This window comes from Acinetobacter sp. CAU_H_60, from assembly GCF_058599385.1.
Map to the genome: position 1 here is coordinate 2,115,711 of NZ_CM178653.1, position 17,037 is coordinate 2,132,747.

General features: G+C 43.5%; 18 protein-coding genes. 16 read left to right on the plus strand and 2 right to left on the minus strand.

What is annotated here, in order from left to right; translation table 11 throughout:
• The first annotated feature begins 11 nt into the window (after positions 1 to 11).
• From AC4MBN_RS09890 to pal, 11 genes are all read left to right on the plus strand, one after another.
• On the plus strand, positions 12 to 143 hold the full coding sequence (locus tag AC4MBN_RS09890) for a putative transporter small subunit (RefSeq protein WP_004645659.1): 132 nt from the start codon (positions 12 to 14) through the stop codon (positions 141 to 143).
• A gap of 196 nt (positions 144 to 339) precedes the next feature.
• Complete coding sequence (locus tag AC4MBN_RS09895) at positions 340 to 1,680, plus strand: deoxyguanosinetriphosphate triphosphohydrolase (RefSeq protein ID WP_166138742.1); 1,341 nt, start codon at positions 340 to 342, stop codon at positions 1,678 to 1,680.
• 120 nt (positions 1,681 to 1,800) lie between these two features.
• Positions 1,801 to 2,403, plus strand: a complete 603-nt coding sequence (ruvA, locus tag AC4MBN_RS09900) for a Holliday junction branch migration protein RuvA (RefSeq protein WP_180010680.1) — start codon at positions 1,801 to 1,803, stop codon at positions 2,401 to 2,403.
• A 221-nt stretch (positions 2,404 to 2,624) separates the two neighbouring features.
• The gene (gene ruvB, locus AC4MBN_RS09905; RefSeq protein WP_034170977.1) at positions 2,625 to 3,626 is read left to right on the plus strand and encodes a Holliday junction branch migration DNA helicase RuvB; all 1,002 of its coding nucleotides are present in this window, start codon (positions 2,625 to 2,627) and stop codon (positions 3,624 to 3,626) included.
• Positions 3,627 to 4,149: 523 nt separating this feature from the next.
• Positions 4,150 to 5,499 carry an amidohydrolase gene (locus AC4MBN_RS09910; RefSeq protein WP_419374700.1) on the plus strand — a complete coding sequence of 450 codons (1,350 nt, stop codon included), beginning with the start codon at positions 4,150 to 4,152 and terminating at the stop codon, positions 5,497 to 5,499.
• A 260-nt stretch (positions 5,500 to 5,759) separates the two neighbouring features.
• Positions 5,760 to 6,167 carry a tol-pal system-associated acyl-CoA thioesterase gene (gene ybgC, locus AC4MBN_RS09915; protein WP_419374701.1) on the plus strand — a complete coding sequence of 136 codons (408 nt, stop codon included), beginning with the start codon at positions 5,760 to 5,762 and terminating at the stop codon, positions 6,165 to 6,167.
• Between the two features lie 27 nt (positions 6,168 to 6,194).
• A complete protein-coding gene (gene tolQ / locus AC4MBN_RS09920; protein WP_166138751.1) occupies positions 6,195 to 6,893 on the plus strand; it encodes a protein TolQ in 699 nt (232 codons plus the stop codon).
• On the plus strand, positions 6,893 to 7,342 hold the full coding sequence (gene tolR, locus AC4MBN_RS09925) for a protein TolR (protein ID WP_159124030.1): 450 nt from the start codon (positions 6,893 to 6,895) through the stop codon (positions 7,340 to 7,342). The genes tolQ and tolR overlap by 1 nt, the downstream gene beginning before the upstream one ends.
• Positions 7,343 to 7,345: 3 nt before the next feature.
• The gene (gene tolA / locus AC4MBN_RS09930) at positions 7,346 to 8,701 is read left to right on the plus strand and encodes a cell envelope integrity protein TolA (protein ID WP_419374702.1); all 1,356 of its coding nucleotides are present in this window, start codon (positions 7,346 to 7,348) and stop codon (positions 8,699 to 8,701) included.
• A 202-nt stretch (positions 8,702 to 8,903) separates the two neighbouring features.
• Positions 8,904 to 10,187 (plus strand): Tol-Pal system beta propeller repeat protein TolB, encoded by a 1,284-nt coding sequence (tolB, locus tag AC4MBN_RS09935; protein WP_419374721.1) that lies wholly within the window; start codon positions 8,904 to 8,906, stop codon positions 10,185 to 10,187.
• Positions 10,188 to 10,242: 55 nt separating this feature from the next.
• Positions 10,243 to 10,815 (plus strand): peptidoglycan-associated lipoprotein Pal, encoded by a 573-nt coding sequence (gene pal / locus AC4MBN_RS09940; protein WP_004784608.1) that lies wholly within the window; start codon positions 10,243 to 10,245, stop codon positions 10,813 to 10,815.
• 90 nt (positions 10,816 to 10,905) lie between these two features.
• Here pal and AC4MBN_RS09945 read toward each other — a convergent pair whose 3' ends face one another.
• The gene (locus tag AC4MBN_RS09945; RefSeq protein ID WP_159124034.1) at positions 10,906 to 11,091 is read right to left on the minus strand and encodes an NF038105 family protein; all 186 of its coding nucleotides are present in this window, start codon (positions 11,089 to 11,091) and stop codon (positions 10,906 to 10,908) included.
• A gap of 183 nt (positions 11,092 to 11,274) precedes the next feature.
• On the opposite strand from AC4MBN_RS09945, the gene AC4MBN_RS09950 reads away from it, so the two are divergent.
• The 5 genes from AC4MBN_RS09950 to AC4MBN_RS09970 all read left to right on the plus strand — a co-directional run bounded on the left by AC4MBN_RS09950 (position 11,275) and on the right by AC4MBN_RS09970 (position 14,568).
• On the plus strand, positions 11,275 to 12,249 hold the full coding sequence (locus AC4MBN_RS09950; protein ID WP_419365392.1) for a class 1 fructose-bisphosphatase: 975 nt from the start codon (positions 11,275 to 11,277) through the stop codon (positions 12,247 to 12,249).
• 49 nt (positions 12,250 to 12,298) lie between these two features.
• The gene (locus AC4MBN_RS09955; RefSeq protein ID WP_159124036.1) at positions 12,299 to 13,075 is read left to right on the plus strand and encodes a TrmH family RNA methyltransferase; all 777 of its coding nucleotides are present in this window, start codon (positions 12,299 to 12,301) and stop codon (positions 13,073 to 13,075) included.
• A 167-nt stretch (positions 13,076 to 13,242) separates the two neighbouring features.
• Positions 13,243 to 13,857 (plus strand): RNA polymerase sigma factor, encoded by a 615-nt coding sequence (locus tag AC4MBN_RS09960; protein ID WP_004784615.1) that lies wholly within the window; start codon positions 13,243 to 13,245, stop codon positions 13,855 to 13,857.
• Positions 13,854 to 14,171 carry a hypothetical protein gene (locus AC4MBN_RS09965; protein ID WP_004784617.1) on the plus strand — a complete coding sequence of 106 codons (318 nt, stop codon included), beginning with the start codon at positions 13,854 to 13,856 and terminating at the stop codon, positions 14,169 to 14,171. Before AC4MBN_RS09960 ends, AC4MBN_RS09965 begins: the two co-directional genes overlap by 4 nt.
• Positions 14,161 to 14,568, plus strand: a complete 408-nt coding sequence (locus AC4MBN_RS09970) for a DUF3106 domain-containing protein (protein ID WP_159124038.1) — start codon at positions 14,161 to 14,163, stop codon at positions 14,566 to 14,568. Before AC4MBN_RS09965 ends, AC4MBN_RS09970 begins: the two co-directional genes overlap by 11 nt.
• A gap of 50 nt (positions 14,569 to 14,618) precedes the next feature.
• On the opposite strand, the gene AC4MBN_RS09975 is transcribed toward AC4MBN_RS09970, so the two are convergent.
• Positions 14,619 to 17,030, minus strand: coding sequence for a CSLREA domain-containing protein (locus AC4MBN_RS09975; RefSeq protein ID WP_419374704.1), 2,412 nt, complete (start codon positions 17,028 to 17,030; stop codon positions 14,619 to 14,621).
• Between the last annotated feature and the right edge of the window lie 7 nt (positions 17,031 to 17,037).

Sequence of the window (17,037 nt, forward strand, 5' to 3'; positions counted from 1 at the left end):
GGAGATTTCAGATGACAAGTCAATTATTGACCCTATATGTACTTTTTTGGCCATTGGTGGCAAGCCTGGTCTTGTTCACGATTTGCCTGAATGTCTATAAAGACACACAACAGGCCAAGAAAAATGGCGAAGAGCTAATCTGATTCTTCGCTTTAAACAAAAAGCAGGCCATTGAGCCTGCTTTTTTATCGTTCATTTAATGATTTTGATTTTTAATTTTCAGTCTTTTCCAGCTGACTGAAATAACAATATGCAGCATGACAATTCATGTCGCACTGCCCTAGTGCTTTACGCTCTTTTTTGGCATGATGCAGAAAGTAGAGAACTGAATAATGATAAATGACTCAAATGCGTTGGTTGGAACTGCTTTCGACAGTTCGGATTGGTAGTAAAAAGCAGAGTACAGAACTGGCCCGTAGCCCGTTCCACAAAGATTATGACCGTATTATTTTTTCCCAGAGCTTCCGGCAGCTCAACCGTAAAACCCAGGTGCATCCTTTAACCCAGCACGATGGTATTCATACGCGCCTGACGCATTCACTGGAAGTCTCCTGTATTGGCCGCTCGCTAGGGATGTTGGCCGCAGAGAAAATTAAAGACCAGCTTCCACCCTGGGTGTCTCCAGCGGATGTGGGCGCCATCATTCAAGCCGCTTGTCTGGCCCATGATATTGGCAACCCGCCTTTTGGCCATGCCGGTGAATATGCGATCCGCGAATGGTTTGATGATGTATCACATACTGACTTCTTAAAAGATTTAAGTCCTGAACAGGAAGCAGATGTACGTCAGTTTGAAGGCAATGCCCAAGGCCTGCGGCTTCTAACCAAGATTGACTATCATCCAAATGATGGCGGCATGCGCCTGACCTATGCCACTTTGGGTGCTTATTTAAAATATCCGTGGCTGTCAAAAACCATGGCATCGCAGGTAGATTTACCTGCCAGTAGCCGTGCCAAGTTTGGCTGCTATCAGGCAGAAAAAGAGATTTTAAAGCAGATCGCGGAAGAGCTTGGATTGATCCAGCTCGGCGAGTATCGATATTGTCGTCATCCACTGACTTACTTACTCGAAGCAGCTGATGATATTTGTTATGCCCTCATTGATCTAGAAGATGGCATCAGCTTGAACATGCTCAGCTATGCTGAAGTGGAACCGGTATTTTTAAATCTGCTCGGAGATTATGGCACGCCTTCCGAGATTGGTATGCCTGACACGACCTGGCAACAGAAAATTGCTGCCCTGCGTGGCCGTGTGATGAAACGTCTAGTGAATGAAGTGACGACTGCTTTTGCACGCCATCATGACCAGATTCTGTCTGGCCAGTTACAAGGCACCTTACTACAGTATTGTTCCTCAGATATTGAAAGTGGTATTAATCGTGCCAAAGAACTGGCACGTGACAAGATATTTGAACATCCGCAGAAAGCAGGTCTAGAGATCATTGCCCATCAAAGTCTGCAAAATATTCTGGATGCCTTTATTCCCCTGACTACACCGCATAAAAACCTGAGCTTTAAGGAACAACGTTTAATGTCGATTCTGCAACGTTCAGGAGCGAATTTTAAAGACAGCCATTATGACAATATCATGCAGGTGCTGGATATTATCTCGAAATTCTCGGACCATCAGGCTTATAACCTGTCACAGGAATTGCAAGGCAATAAAGCCGGATTGTTATAAAACATCTTGCTGGATTAGATGCTTATTGCAGCAAAATCACCTGTTTTGCAGAAGGAGATTTTGCCTTTCCTGAAAATGCTGACTACTATGCTGCAAAACTGAATTGAGTAATGATAAAAGATGATTGGATGTCTGATTGGTGAAGTGCTGGCGCTGGAAGCACCGACTGTATTATTAAATGTGAATGGTGTGGGTTATGAAATTGATACACCACTCACCACTTTTTGCCAGTTGCAAAAAGGCCAGAAAATTACCTTGTGGACGCATCTGGCTGTACGTGAAGATGCACAATTACTGTATGGTTTTTTAAATGCTCAGGAAAAAACCATTTTCCGCACTTTATTAAAAGTGAACGGCGTTGGCCCGAAAATGGCACTCGGCATTCTTTCAACTTTAAGTGTGGAGATGCTGATCCATACTGTTGAAAATGAAGATGTAAATACCTTGGTTAAAGTCCCCGGTGTCGGCAAGAAAACGGCTGAACGTTTGATGATTGAACTGCGCGACCGCTTTAAAGCCATGTCTGCGGGCACTGCTCCAAGCAATTCGACAGCTCCACAAATTCAGTTTATGGGTAATTCAGCTGTAGCTGAAGCTGAAGCTGCACTACAGTCCTTAGGTTATAAACCGGCTGAGGCACAAAAACTGGTGAATGCAGCCAAAGGTGAGTTTACTGAAGCCAGCGACATTATCCGTGCTGCATTAAAGTCGATGAACCGTTAAGACCTATATAAACCTCATCGAAAAACAAATAGCAGGAGGCAGCATGGATGCTGCCGCAGAAATATGGCATAGGATGTGCCATTATTTCTGCAAAGGGTTTTGTTACTTTTGCCCTGTCAAAAGTAAGGTAATGCCTTCACAATGGCATCTGAATTTTTAATGCATTTTGAGGCTATGACTTTATTCACCTCAAATAAACCATAGAGATTGACTCAAAAGATATGCAAGACCGTCTCATCAGTGGTTCTGAAAAACCCGAAGATCATTTTGATCGTGCCATCCGCCCGACTTCCCTCGATGACTATATCGGTCAGCCCGTGGTACGTGAGCAAATGGAAATCTTTATTGGCGCTGCTCGTGGCCGTGCTGAAGCTCTCGATCATACTTTGATCTTTGGACCTCCAGGTCTAGGTAAAACGACGTTAGCGAATATTATTGCCCGTGAAATGGGTGGTAACCTGAAATCGACTTCAGGTCCAGTACTAGAACGCGCGGGTGATCTGGCAGCAATGCTGACCAATCTTGAGGAAGGTGATGTCCTGTTTATTGACGAGATTCACCGCCTGTCACCCGTGATTGAAGAAATCCTTTATCCAGCAATGGAAGACTACCAGCTAGATATCATGATTGGTGAAGGTCCTGCTGCCCGTTCGATTAAACTGGACTTACCACCATTTACATTGGTCGCTGCAACCACACGTGCTGGTCTACTCACCTCTCCGCTTCGTGACCGTTTCGGGATTGTGCAGCGTCTGGAATTCTATTCGGTTGATGATCTGACCCATATCGTAAAACGTTCTGCGAGTCTGATGGATGTGCCAATGACCGAAGATGGTGCGAAAGAAATTGCACGTCGTTCACGTGGTACGCCGCGTATTGCCAACCGTTTATTACGTCGTGTACGTGACTATGCTCAAGTCAAAGGCACAGGTGAAGTCACTCAGGAAATGGCTCAACGTGCATTAGATATGTTGAACGTGGATAAAGATGGCCTGGATACGCTTGACCGTCGTTACCTGTCGATGTTATTGGAACGCTTTGATGGCGGCCCGGCTGGTGTAGAAGCTTTAGCTGCAGCAATGGCAGAAGATTCAGGTACTCTGGAAGATGTGATTGAGCCTTATCTGATTCAGCAAGGTTATGTGATGCGTACTGCGCGGGGCCGTATTGCGACCAATATGGCTTATTTACAGTTTGGCATGACGCCGCCTGAACCGAAGTAAAGGTTGAAGCTCTTTTGGCTTGACCCTTGTTTATCGCAAAGAAAAAGAGCTAATTGACTACTGCAATCAATTAGCTCCAAAAGCACAAACTCAAATCTTTATTATTAAGTAATTTATTTTGCTATATAGTTCTTGCCCTTCAAACAAATACTTAGGCTATTTCTTTTAGAATTCTATCAATAATAATTATGAAATAACCAAAGCAACTTTGATGCCAAAATAGTATTTAACTTAGAGAAATAGTTGAAACTCAGATAATGAGAAATTTTTAATCAGATATAAATTCCTTTTAATAATTCCCTATTAATTTGAATTTTTTAAAGAAAATAGACTATCAAATCTTATAATTACATAATTTTACAATGTTTAGCTCTGTAAAATCCCCTTTATCAGCAAGTACTAAAAATGAATATACCAAAAAGGTATGAAACCCATACTCAGAGGGTTTTGGTCAAATGTAGTGCATTATGTAATGCTCAGGCATCACTTTAACTCTATTCAGATTTTTAAGGTTCTCCCTGATATGAACATGCATAAGACGCTTTCACTTTGTCTCCCTCTTCTATTCTGTAGTCAGCTGGCTTTAGCAGATTGGGTAGATGATTCAGTTAAAGCAGCCGAAGCGCATACCATCAAACTGCGCCAGCATATTCACCAGTATCCTGAACTGGGCAATATGGAATTCAAAACCTCGGAATTAGTACAAAAAGAATTAAAGTCCTATGGTATTGAAGTACGTAAAGGCTATGCCAAAACAGGTGTGATCGGCGTTCTAAAAGGTTCAAAACCTGGCCCCGTCATGGCATTACGTGCAGATATGGATGCCTTGCCGATTCAGGAAACGGCAGCTGTACCTTTTGCCAGCAAGCAGAAAGGTATTTATCAAGGCAAGGAAACTTATGTGATGCATGCCTGCGGTCATGATGCGCATACTGCAATGCTATTAGGTGCAGCCAAAGTGCTCGCTACCAATAAAGATAAGATTGCCGGAACCGTAGTTTTTGTATTCCAGCCAGCAGAAGAAGGCGGTGCAGATATTGATAACTTTAGTCAAGGTGATCAGATCGGCTCACGTAAAATGCTGGCTGATGGCGCACTCAAGAATCCTCAGCCTGAAGTGATTTTTGGAATGCATGTGATGGCGGGTATGCCAAGCGGCAATATTTTCTATAAAGATGGTGCAATTCTCAATAGCGCGGATCATTTACGTATACAGGTAGATGGCCATCAGGTACATGGTTCAATGCCTTGGGCAGGTCGCGATCCAATTTATGCTTCTGCACAGATGATTAATAATTTACAAAGTCTGGTGAGCCGTAAAGCAGATCTGACCAAAGGCATGGGCGTGGTCAGTATTGGAAGTATTCAGGGTGGTACCACAGGAAATGTGATTCCTAATCAGGTGAATATGGTCGGTACGATTCGTTCTAACAGTGAAGATGTCCGTCAAGGCATTTTAAAAGACTTGCCGGAAATGCTGGAACACAATGCCGCAGCCAATGATGTCAAAGTCAAAGTAGAAATTGCACCCTATGCACCTGTTACCACCAATGACAAAACCTTGACCGAATTGATGCGTCCGACTCTGGCTAAGGTGAATGGTGAAAATAAACTGCATCTGCTTGATAACAATGCTAGTGCCAGTGAAGACTTTGCTTATTATGGCAAGCTGATGCCATCATTGTTTGTCTTCGTCGGTGCAACGCCAGCCGATCAGGACCCAGCCAAAGCAGCACCGAACCATAACCCGAATTTTATAGTCGATGATGCGACATTAAAAATCGGAGTAGAAAGTCATGTCCGTTTTATTCTGGATTATCCAAAAGTGGCTAATCAGGTACAAGCAAGCTGGAAACAAAATAACAAAAGCTGATTCTTAGTTCCTCAAGCATGAGTGACTGGTCTCATTCATGCTTTTACTTCGCCTTATTAATAAGCAATTGGCCATTCCGTACTGGCTTAGCCCCTACTCCATCCAGATTTGACATCTTGTGCCATTGGTCTCAAAGCTCACAGTGCTAAACTTTGACGCGCTAAATTGCTTGACTTTTGGAATGAATAAGGCAAATTCTAAGCCTGCTCCAGCCTCTAAAAACAAGCAATAATTTCGTAAAATCTGCATGGAACAAAACTATGGCGAATCACTTTGAATTCAATATCCGCGTCTATATTGAAGATACTGATGCGGGTGGCATTGTCTACCACGCTAACCATATTCGCTATATGGAACGTACCCGTACTGAATGGTTACGTGCTTCCGGAGTGAGTCACTACTGGCATCAATCCGACTATAACTTTGTTGTGCACAAAATTAACGTCAAATATATGCGCCCAATCCTCATGGATGACCTGATTACCGTGACTGCACGTGTCATTTCATGTAAAGCTTCATCATTTGTATTGCAACAAAATATTTATCGTGGTGAAATCATGCTTGCATCTGGTGAGGTCGAGTTGGCATGTATTAGTGCAGACATGAAACCACGTCGACTCCCGGATGAAATCCGCGAACTAATTCAAAAAGAATTGGAACAAGACTAAAAAAATTATTTGGCACACGTAACAGCTATGGCAACTCAGTTAGAATCATCTCTTCAAGTCTCAGATCTTATTTTACAAGCAAGCCCTGTCGTACAACTGGTGATGCTTTCTCTCCTGTTAGCCTCGTTGTACAGCTGGTACCTGATTGCTAAGTTAACCATGAGCTATAAAAAGGCTCAGGCTGACGACGATCATTTCCAGAAAATTTTCTGGTCAGGTGCCGAACTCAAGACGCTTTATAACAATGCCCAGCTCAATTCCAAACGTACTGGTCTGGAAGATATCTTCTATCAGGGTCTGGGCGAGTTCCTTAAACTTAAAAAACGCCATGCTCTAACTGCCCAGTCAATTGAAGGAACCGAACGTATTCTGCGGGTAGGTTTAAGTCGTGATCAGGGACATCTGGAACAAGGCTTGGGTGCGCTGGCCAGTATTGGTTCAGTCGCTCCTTATGTCGGTCTGTTTGGTACCGTCTGGGGCATCATGAATGCCTTTATTGGTCTGGCAGATGTGGATCAGGTCACTTTGGCCACTGTCGCACCTGGTATTGCAGAGGCCCTGATTGCAACGGCGATTGGTTTATTTGCTGCAATTCCTGCGGTTTTAGCCTTTAACCATTTCACATCTAAAGGTGAAGCACTGTACTCTGACCGTGCCCTATTCGCTGAAGAAATGGTGGCGCTGCTGCAACGTCAATCTGTGGGCGCTACGCAGGACAATGACTAATGGCCATTCAACGTTCAGGACGCTTCGAGCGCATTAAAAAACCACTGAAAAGTGACATGAATGTGGTGCCCTACATCGATGTGATGCTGGTACTTCTGGTCATTTTCATGGTGACTGCCCCAATGATTACCAGTGGCATCAAGGTCGATTTGCCGCAGGCCAATGGCTTACCGATCGAATCCAAAGATGCGCCTACTATCGTCACTTTAAAAGAAGATGGTACTTATTTTCTGGAATATAAAAATCAGACCACAGGTCCTGTCACCCTAGAGGCTTTGACGCAGACTTTGATAGAAGCGCAAAGCACTGCGGAAAGTGAAAACAAGGTCCTCAATGTCGTGATCAATGGTCATACCACCCGCCCTTATGGCGATGTGATGGCCTTAATGTCAAGCCTGCAGGATGCGGGTTTGTCCCAAGTGGGTTTACTGACCAAGCCATTAGAATAAAGTATGAAAAATTATCAGAAACCACCGTTTCAGAAGAAAGCAATTGCGATTGGGTTTACGCTAGGAATCCATGCAGTTGCTTTGGTGGGCCTGCTTTTTCTGGGGATGAGTAAGCCACCTGAACCGCCAAAACAGATTAAAACGGTCTTAATTAAACCTGAAGACCTCAAGCCGGTGACTCGTGAAGAAACTGAGTTTGAAGAAACTGCACATGAAAATATTGCAGAAGAAATTACCCAAACTGCTGAACCGAGTGTAGAGCCTGCGCCTGTAGTGCCAACAGCAGCTGCACCGACACCTCCGGCACCGCAGCCTGCACCAGCACCCCCACAGATCGATATTCAAAAAGCTCAGCAAGAAGCCAAAGCAGCAGAGCTTGCTCAAGCCAAAGCCGCCCAGCAAGCAGCCGAAGCAGCAAAACGTGCTGAAGCTGCTGACCAGGCAAAACAGGCTGCTGCCAAAGCCAAAGCAGAGGCTGCACAAAAATCTAAAGCCGAAGCTGAAGCAGCGCGTAAGGCTGAAGTAGAAGCACAGCGTAAAGCCGATGCTGCGCAAAAAGCCAAACTTGAAGCGCAGAAAAAGGCTGATTTAGCCGCCAAGCAAAAAGCAGAGGCTCAAGCCAAGGCAAAAGCGGATGCTGCTGCAAAAGCCAAGGCAGATGCCGAAGCTAAACGTAAAGCCGATGCGGCTGCAAAAGCTAAAGCAGAGGCGGATACTAAACATAAAGCTGACGCTGCGGCAAAAGCCAAAGCAGAGGCTGAAGCTAAACGTAAAGCTGACGCGGCTGCGAAGGCTAAAGCGGAAGCAGATGCCAAGCACAAAGCTGACGCTGCGGCGAAAGCTAAAGCAGAGGCCGAAGTTAAACGTAAAGCTGATGCCGCTGCGAAGGCCAAAGCGGATGCTGATGCCAAGCATAAAGCTGACGCTGCGGCGAAAGCTAAAGCAGAGGCCGAAGCTAAACGTAAAGCTGATGCGGCTGCGAAGGCCAAAGCGGATGCAGATGCGAAAGCCAAGGCAGAAGCTGATGCCAAAGCCTCTGCAGCCAAACAGGCTGCTGAAGAAGCTGCACAGAAAAAAGCGGAATCTAAGCGAATTGCCTCTACTGCAAAACGTGATTTCGAAAATAAAATCAGACGTGCCTGGGATACCCCTGTGGGTTCTTCAGGCCAGAAAGCGACTGCCCGGGTCACTTTGAGCGATAGTGGTTCTGTAGTTTCTGTGGTGGTGAGTGCCAGTGATCCAGATATGAAAGCTAGTGTAGAAGCGGCAGTACGTGCTGCTGCACCTTATCCAATGCCTTCAGATCGGGATGCACGCCGTGAAGCACGAAGTTTTACTTCAACCTTTACAGCTCATTAATGAAAAACAGCCATAATAAAGAAAAAGTGTTATGGCTGTTTTTTTGAGTTAAACTTCAATTGAAACAGATTAAATAATAATCACTCCCCATAGTGATATAACAGTTTGATGATAAATTCGTGGTCCATTTCGCATAAATCCATGCGATGATGTAGCCCAATCACTTATAAATAACTCCGTTGATTTGAGTAAATAACGAATGATGGAAAAGACACGCAAACACCTACTCTGCCTTGCAATCATGACCACTTTGGGTGCGGTCACTGCGACCCAGTCTCAGGCTCAACTGCATCTGGAAATTACCAAAGCTCCTGAGGCTGCTCCTAAAATTGCCATTGTGCCTTTTAGCCAGGATCAGAGTATTTATCCGGTGGTGGAAAATGACCTGAATCGTTCTGGAAAATTTGCCAGTGCCTCGAAGAATTTACCTGCTACAGCACAACTGAATTCGCCAAATGCTGAAGCATGGGCAGCTGTAGGCGTACCTTATGTGGTGACCGGTTCATCCAAGACCAATCCGGATGGTTCTTATAGCATTCAGTATCAATTGTATGATGTCGAAAAACGTCAATACTTACTGAATGAGTTGCTGACTGTTCCTGCTTCACGTACCCGTCAGGCAGCCCATATGATCAGTGATGCCATCTATCAGGCATTAACCGGTATTCCGGGAGATTTCACTGGCCGTATTGCTTACGTCTTACGTAACCCGGCAACGCCTGATCAGCGTTATACCTTGCAGATTGCCGATACGGATGGTGAACAGCCAAAGACCATTTTGACTTCGCGTGATCCAATCCTGTCACCTGCCTGGACACCGGATGCGAAAAAAATTGCATATGTGTCTTTTGAGACCAAACGTCCGGCCATTTATGTACAGGATTTGGCGACTGGTCAACGTGAAAAGCTGGCCAGCTTCCGTGGTTTAAACGGTGCGCCAAGCTTCTCTCCAGATGGCAAGAGCATGCTGTTCACTGCGTCTATGCACGGTAACCCGGAAATCTATCAGATGAATCTGGAAACACGTCAGTTAAAACGCATGACCAACGATAGCGCAATTGATACAGAAGCACGTTATGCGCCGGATGGAAAATCATTTATCTTTACTTCAGATCGTGGTGGTTCTCCGCAGATTTACCGCTATGATTTTAATAATGGAAGTACCAAACGTCTGACTTTCCGTGGCGCATTTAATGCCCGCGCGACCTTAAGTGCAGATGGTAAGAAACTTGCATTGGTTCATCGTCCAAGTGGCAGTAACTATAAAGTGGCTGTACAGGATATTAGCTCAGGTGTGACCAATATCCTGACGCCAACCAGCCTGGATGAATCACCTAGCTTCTCGCCAAATGGTCAGATGGTGGTTTATGCCACTCGCGAAGGTAATCGTGGATTGTTATCCATCATGTCTCTTGATGGCCGGTTCCGCATGAATCTGCCAAGTGAAACAGGTGAAGTTCGCGAACCTGCCTGGGCACCAAAATAATAGTTCAATATTTATAAATGCTTTACCCCATAATCAACCTTCATGGAGATGAAGAATGAACAAAGTAAAATTATTTGCACTTCCTTTACTTGCAGCCGCAGTCGTAATGACTGGTTGTGCCAGCCGTAAACCAGCAGCTGAAGTCCAAACTGGCAACCTCGACACCAGTGGCACCACCACTGTAAGCACTGAAGGTCTAAGTGAAGATGCAGCTCTAAGCGCCCAAAATATGGCGGGTGCATCTGCTAAAGGTGTAACTGCGGAAAATAAGGCTTATTTAGCTAAACGTGTGGTTCACTTTGACTATGACAGTAGCGAACTGAGCAATGACGATATTCGTACTCTGCAAGCACATGCCCAGTTCCTGATGGCAAATGCCAATTCTCGTGTAGCTTTAACCGGTCATACAGATGAACGCGGTACACGTGAATACAACATGGCGCTTGGTGAGCGTCGTGCCAAAGCAGTAGAAAGCTTCCTGATCACTTCTGGTGTAAATGCGGGCCAACTTGAAGCAGTGAGCTATGGTAAAGAAATGCCAGTTAATCCTGGCCATGATGAAAGTGCGTGGAAAGAAAACCGCCGTGTAGAAATCAACTACGAAGCTGTTCCACCACTACTAAAATAAGTGATCATTTAAATAATGCATCATTCATAAAAAAGCACTCAATTGAGTGCTTTTTTATTAGGAAGATATTTGAAAGATCAAAGAATAAGATTATTCTTTGCCTTCACCTTCTTCTGCAGTTTGCATGGATTCAATCATGTCGTGTTTATTGAATTTTTTGTATTCAGGTTTTGCTTCGTAATCTTTCCACGCTTCTTTCATCTTGTCTTCAGAAATTTCATCGAGATTAATCGCTTCGCTCGGCGTTGGAGTCGCATCAAACTTTAATGTTGTCATCTCTGTGCTCCTATGATCATTTTTTCCTTTGATTCAACATAGCACTTTCCACAGGAGTTGCAAGGGCAAAATCACAACAAATAATTCAGTTTAATTGTCCTTTTCGAACGTTCTCATCTAAAATATAGCCGTATATCGTTTTGATCTTTTTCCCCCGATTATAAGTCTTGGAGTTTTTCCCTTATGTCATACCGCACCTTATCCCAATTTCTACAACAACAAAGCGGGAACCTCACACCTGAACTTGCACAAGTAATTGAAACAATTGGAAATACCTGCAAGCGTATTGACCAACTCCTGCAAAAAGGTGCTCTAGCGGGTGTATTAGGTAGTGCTCAGCATGAAAATGTTCAAGGCGAAGAGCAAAAGAAACTGGACGTGATTTCTAATGATTATCTGATTGATGCATTAAAAGTACATCCACATGTAGGCGGTTTAGCGTCTGAAGAACTGGATGAATTCACTTCAGCACAGGAAAATGGTCAATATCTAGTATTGTTCGATCCACTTGATGGCTCAAGCAATATTGATATCAACATGTGTGTGGGCACTATCTTTTCGATTCTTCCTGCAAAAAATAGTGTAACTCAGGCAGAAGACTTCATGCAGGCTGGTGTCAATCAGGTTGCTGCTGGTTATGTGCTGTATGGCCCATCAACCATGATGGCACTGACTGTGGGTGCTGGTGTGGTATTCTTTACTTTTGATCCTGAAACTCAAGAGTTTCTGTTGACTTCTGAAGTGATTCAGGTCGCTGCTGATACTAAAGAATATGCAATCAATGCATCGAATCAGCGTCACTGGGAAGCGCCTGTACAGCGCTATATCGATGAGTTGCTAGCAGGTAAAACAGGTCCTCGCGCCAAAGATTTCAATATGCGCTGGGTCGCTTGTATGGTTGGCGATATTCACCGTATTCTGTGCCGTAGCGGGATCTTCATGTACCCGTACGACTTGAAAGACCCAACTAAAGCAGGTCGTTTACGTTTAATGTATGAAGCCAATCCAATGAGTATGCTGATGGAACAGGCTGGCGGTGCATCAACGACTGGTCGTGTCCGCATTCTTGAAATCGAACCTACAAATCTGCATCAACGTGTTCCTGTCATCATTGGTTCAAAAAATGAAGTTGAGCTTGTGACCAGCTACCACCACTAATTTTTAAACGGCAGTTGATCCTTGATTGACTGCCGTGGACTTTCTTCTTATGCCAACCATCTTCCTTGAATCCAAAGACAATCCTAAAATTAAACACTTACGCGGTTTAATTGAACAGAATTCTTATCGAAAAAAACAAGGACAAACTGTGCTTGAAGGCACGCACCTGTGTCTTGCATGGTTACATGAAAACAAGAAAATCAATTCGATCTTCACGACTGAACATGCTTTAGCGCATCCTGATTTTGACATTATTTTAAACAAATATACCGGTGTGGTCTTTGTCATTGGTGAATCGCTTTATAAGGACCTGAGTACCTTAGGCACTTCGATTGCCTGTATGGCGATTGTCGATATTCCAAGCTCAAGCCAGGCACTTGATTTTACGGCTGATACCCTGATCCTTGAAAATGTGCAGGATCCCGGCAATGTCGGCACCTTGCTACGTTCAGCAGCAGCTGCCGGTATTGATCAAGTCATTTGTACCAAGGGTTCAGCGTCTCTTTGGTCACCACGCGTATTACGTGCAGGTATGGGTGCACATTTTTCTTTGCAAACTTTTGAAAATATCGCACTGGAAGACCTTTTACCGCAATTCAAGATTCCGGTATATGTCACCAGCTCACATCGTTCTAGCAGCCTGTATAGCAAGGACTTGCGTAAAGCCTGCGTCTGGATTCTGGGCAATGAAGGTCAAGGCGTATCTGACTATGCACTGCAACATGCCGAAGCGGTGACTATTCCACAGCCAGGTGGACAGGAATCCCTGAATGTTGCAATTGCAGGCTCTATCTGTTTCTTTGAGATGGTGCGTCAACGTATCTAATACGGTATTTAGGTTACATTGTTTTAATTCCAGTCAGTGTATTTATAAAATAGATTACACTACAAAAATAATAAGTTTTATTGTCAACCAAATCGTTATTCCCAACGTTATATGCACATGAACTTGGGAATAATGGTGGGTATCCAATGACAGGATTTTCCATCTCTATGGATTTAGCACCGAAACCGTTGCAGTCACAAGATGCGAGTATTCTAAAGAGTACGGCTGAGTCTCGCCTGAAAAATTTCATGCAGGATGTGACTGGGCGTGCTTTGGTGATGATGGAAAGTGCGACTCAAGGACAACATGGGATCGCAATGGATCTGGTTCAGGAAGCTTTTATTTCTCTACATAAATCTTATGCAGAGAAAAGCACTGAAGAGTGGTATCCCCTGTTCTATACGATTCTGAATAACAAATTACAGGATTGGCGTCGTAAAGAAGCACGTCGCAACCAGCCATTTTCCTTTTTCAAAAAAGTCAGCCTCGATGACGACGAAGTTGAATTTGACAATCTTGTAGATGAATCTACGCCCTCACCTTTAGAATTTCTGGATCAGGCAGTGACTGCTGAAGAAATTCAGGAGGCGATTGCCAAATTACCTGTGCGTCAGCAGCAAGCATTTATGCTCAGAGCCTGGGAAGGCTTTGATACTCAAACTACAGCGCAAATTATGAACTGTACAGAAGGCAGTGTGAAAACCCATTATCACCGTGCTATTCAAGGTCTACGTGCCTCTCTAGCACACTTAAATCCATATCTGGGAGGATCATCCGAATGAAGCAAGATGATTTCTTAAAGCAAGTAACTTCCAAACTTGATGGACTGGCACAGCACCACAAAGATAAACCGGTGGTGATGAATCATGTGCTGGAGCACATTCAGGACGCACAACATTCACGCTTTGCATTTCTAAAAATGTCTGGCTTTGCTTTGGCTGCTGCGATTGCTGGTGTGGTAGTGCTACCGAATATTGTCAGCCATAACGAACCTCAGACTCAGGCAGTATCCACCCCCAAACTCTCCCCACAGATGCTTGAAGATCTGGAAATGTTAATGGTTTTAGGTGAGGACAAAGTTCCACATGGCAGCTAAAAGATTAGCAATTGCATTTTGCGCATTCAGCTTCCTGCAAACCAGCTTTGCGGGATTTGAACGTTTTTGGATTTTTTCCAAAGATGCCAATACGCAGGTCAACGAAACCTGGGATACACTTTCTGATTCCGAGCAACTGGCATTAATCAAACGTTATCAGTCTTTAAAAGAGATGCCTGAACAACAGCGTATTAATTTACAGCAACGCATGGACTGGTTCACTCAGCTTCCTGAAGCTGAAAAGCAGCGTATGCGTGAAACCTGGCAAATGATGAGCAGCCAGGAACGTAAGGAGTTAGGTGCACGAATGCAAAAAGCAACGCCAGAAGAACGACTGGCGATCCGTGAAGAATATATCCAGAAATACCAGCAACTCACTCAACCTAAAACTCATTAATTTAAGTTAAATAAAAAAGCCTCCATCTGGAGGCTTTTTTCATGCTGCAATTATTTTCTAACTCGGCGATATCCTGCCAGACCTAATAATCCGAACAATCCCCAAATTCCAAACGAGCCACCGCCACTTGATGATGTATTGGTATTTTTAGCCGTATTTTTTAAGTTAATTCTTGCTGTATCTGACATCAACTCATCTGCATCAAAAACATGATACTGCATATCATAATCTGACTGACTAAAAGTGTTTTTCACACTAAAGGTCAATTTTCCACCATAACAGGTTTCACCGGCAAAATTCCCTGGGCATGGTCCTTCTCGCTCTGCAGAAAGGTTTACTCCGGCAGGAAGCTTGACAATACGAATTGGAATCTCACGACCATCTTTATCACGATAGAAAGCGGCCTTGCCATTCATCCGTGGACCATCGCCATCATCACTGTCATTCTCTAATGGATTCACAGTCACAGTCAGATTGTTTTCTGCGCTAATTCTATATTCGTCATTTTTTACAATCGGCTTAATATTTACAAATGCGCCCTGCAAAATACCTGTACTGCTGGCACCAGTCTGCTTGTCTTTAATTGTATAACGACAATACTCCGTATCCGAGAGACTTGTTACTTTGCCATCAGTACGATACATCATGATACGGTTTAAATCAGGCTTCCATTCACATTTTAAATTTGGATCATTAGGCGCACCTTGAACAATTAATGAACTGCCTGATCCAGATAAAGACCCTACACCTAAAGATTGCACTGTAATTTCATAATTTTGTGAATTTAATGCTTTAGCTTGTACTTGAGTATTATTTAAAGTTTCTTGAGGCATGACCAAACTAAATGGATTAACGTATATGGCACGATATTTCTGGTATTGCTTGGTATATTTTAAAAGATCCTCATATTCTTTTAGCTCTTCCTTTAAGCCCTGTATTTCCTCAGGTTTTGTATTCTTATCGGCCAGAATAGAATTAATATCACCAATATTTTCCTGATAATAATCCAGCAACTCTGTTAAAGAACTATTTTTTAGACCAGAAATATCTGCTGCAGTTAAGTTCCGGATTTCGACCGACCCAATTTCACAGGAATTTTTTGCGTCCGGATTAAATAACAATGTTGCCTTAGTTAACCGCTCAATTCCACGCTGATCAATTTCTTCACAACTTTCTGTACCGATATTGACCAGATCCGTATTTGATTGTCGATCAATTGGATAATACATGCCTAAATAACGGTTATTTACAGAAGGTTCGATATAAGTAGTTAACAGATCTGTGATCTGATTACTGGATACATCAATATTCGTTGAAACACTGTTTTCTGCCAGTTCAGGTAATACACAGCGTGAGGAACCACTTGTATGAATCGCATTATAAGCAGTAAATAAGTCTACATCCTGTTCTTTACTTGGATTTCCACCATTTAAGGCATATTCACAAGATAGGCCCTGGTTAAAGGCCAACACATTATAAGCCAGACTCGAATTACCAGTATTGTCATAAAAGATGGTAGAGCGAGCAGTATTCTCGACAATCGTGTTATTAATGGCACTAAAAGTGAAGAAAGAACTTAATGGACGGCTAATTTCATTGGCCATTCGGAAAATATGACCTGTGGCACTGGTCGTATTTTTTGCAATTGTAGAGTTACTAATATCCGCTTTGGCATAACCACAAAAGTCCAGAATACTGGCCGTATCAGTAGAACCATTTTTGACAATGCTGCTTGCGCTAATTTCTAGCTTTGTCTCTGTACTGCCCAGATTCCCCACACAATCCATGGCCAAGACACTGCCATATGTAGCTGCTTTATTCTGATGAATTAAGGAATCCTGAATCTTGATAATTTTTTCATTATTCATCGCCACTGCATAAATTGCTCCGCCTTCTGCAGCCGCTCGTGAATTTACAATTTCACTATTCACGAGGCTTAGAGGGCCAGCGACATAAAATGTTCCACCATTACCTTTATCCAGACTGGTTTTTGCAGCATAACCATCTTTCAGGATGACACCATTTACCACCATGCTGGCTTGGCTAGCGACCGTATTAAATAAGCGGGTTTTCCCTTGGCCTGAAAGGGTGGTGGTTAAAGCCTCACGTGTTGGATATAAAAAGGTAATAGGACTTCTTTGAGTATAATTGAAGGGTGATTTTCCCAAAATATTGACATGGGATTCAACAATAATTTCACTATTGAGTTTATATTCCCCAGCTTCAAGCTGGATGACATCTGGAGCGGAACCGTCATTACGCAATGTACGGCCAACATTACACCCTCCATAGGATTTATCCAGCTTGGCTGTCTTAATGGCTTCACGCAAGGAACAGGCACTGGTATTTTCCCCATCCTCGTCAGCAAATGTAGTGACATATATGGTTTTATCTTCGGCTGCCATTAAACTCATGGCAGATAAAATCATGGCTGCAAGCAGTCCTTTTTTATAATTTTTCATGATTTTT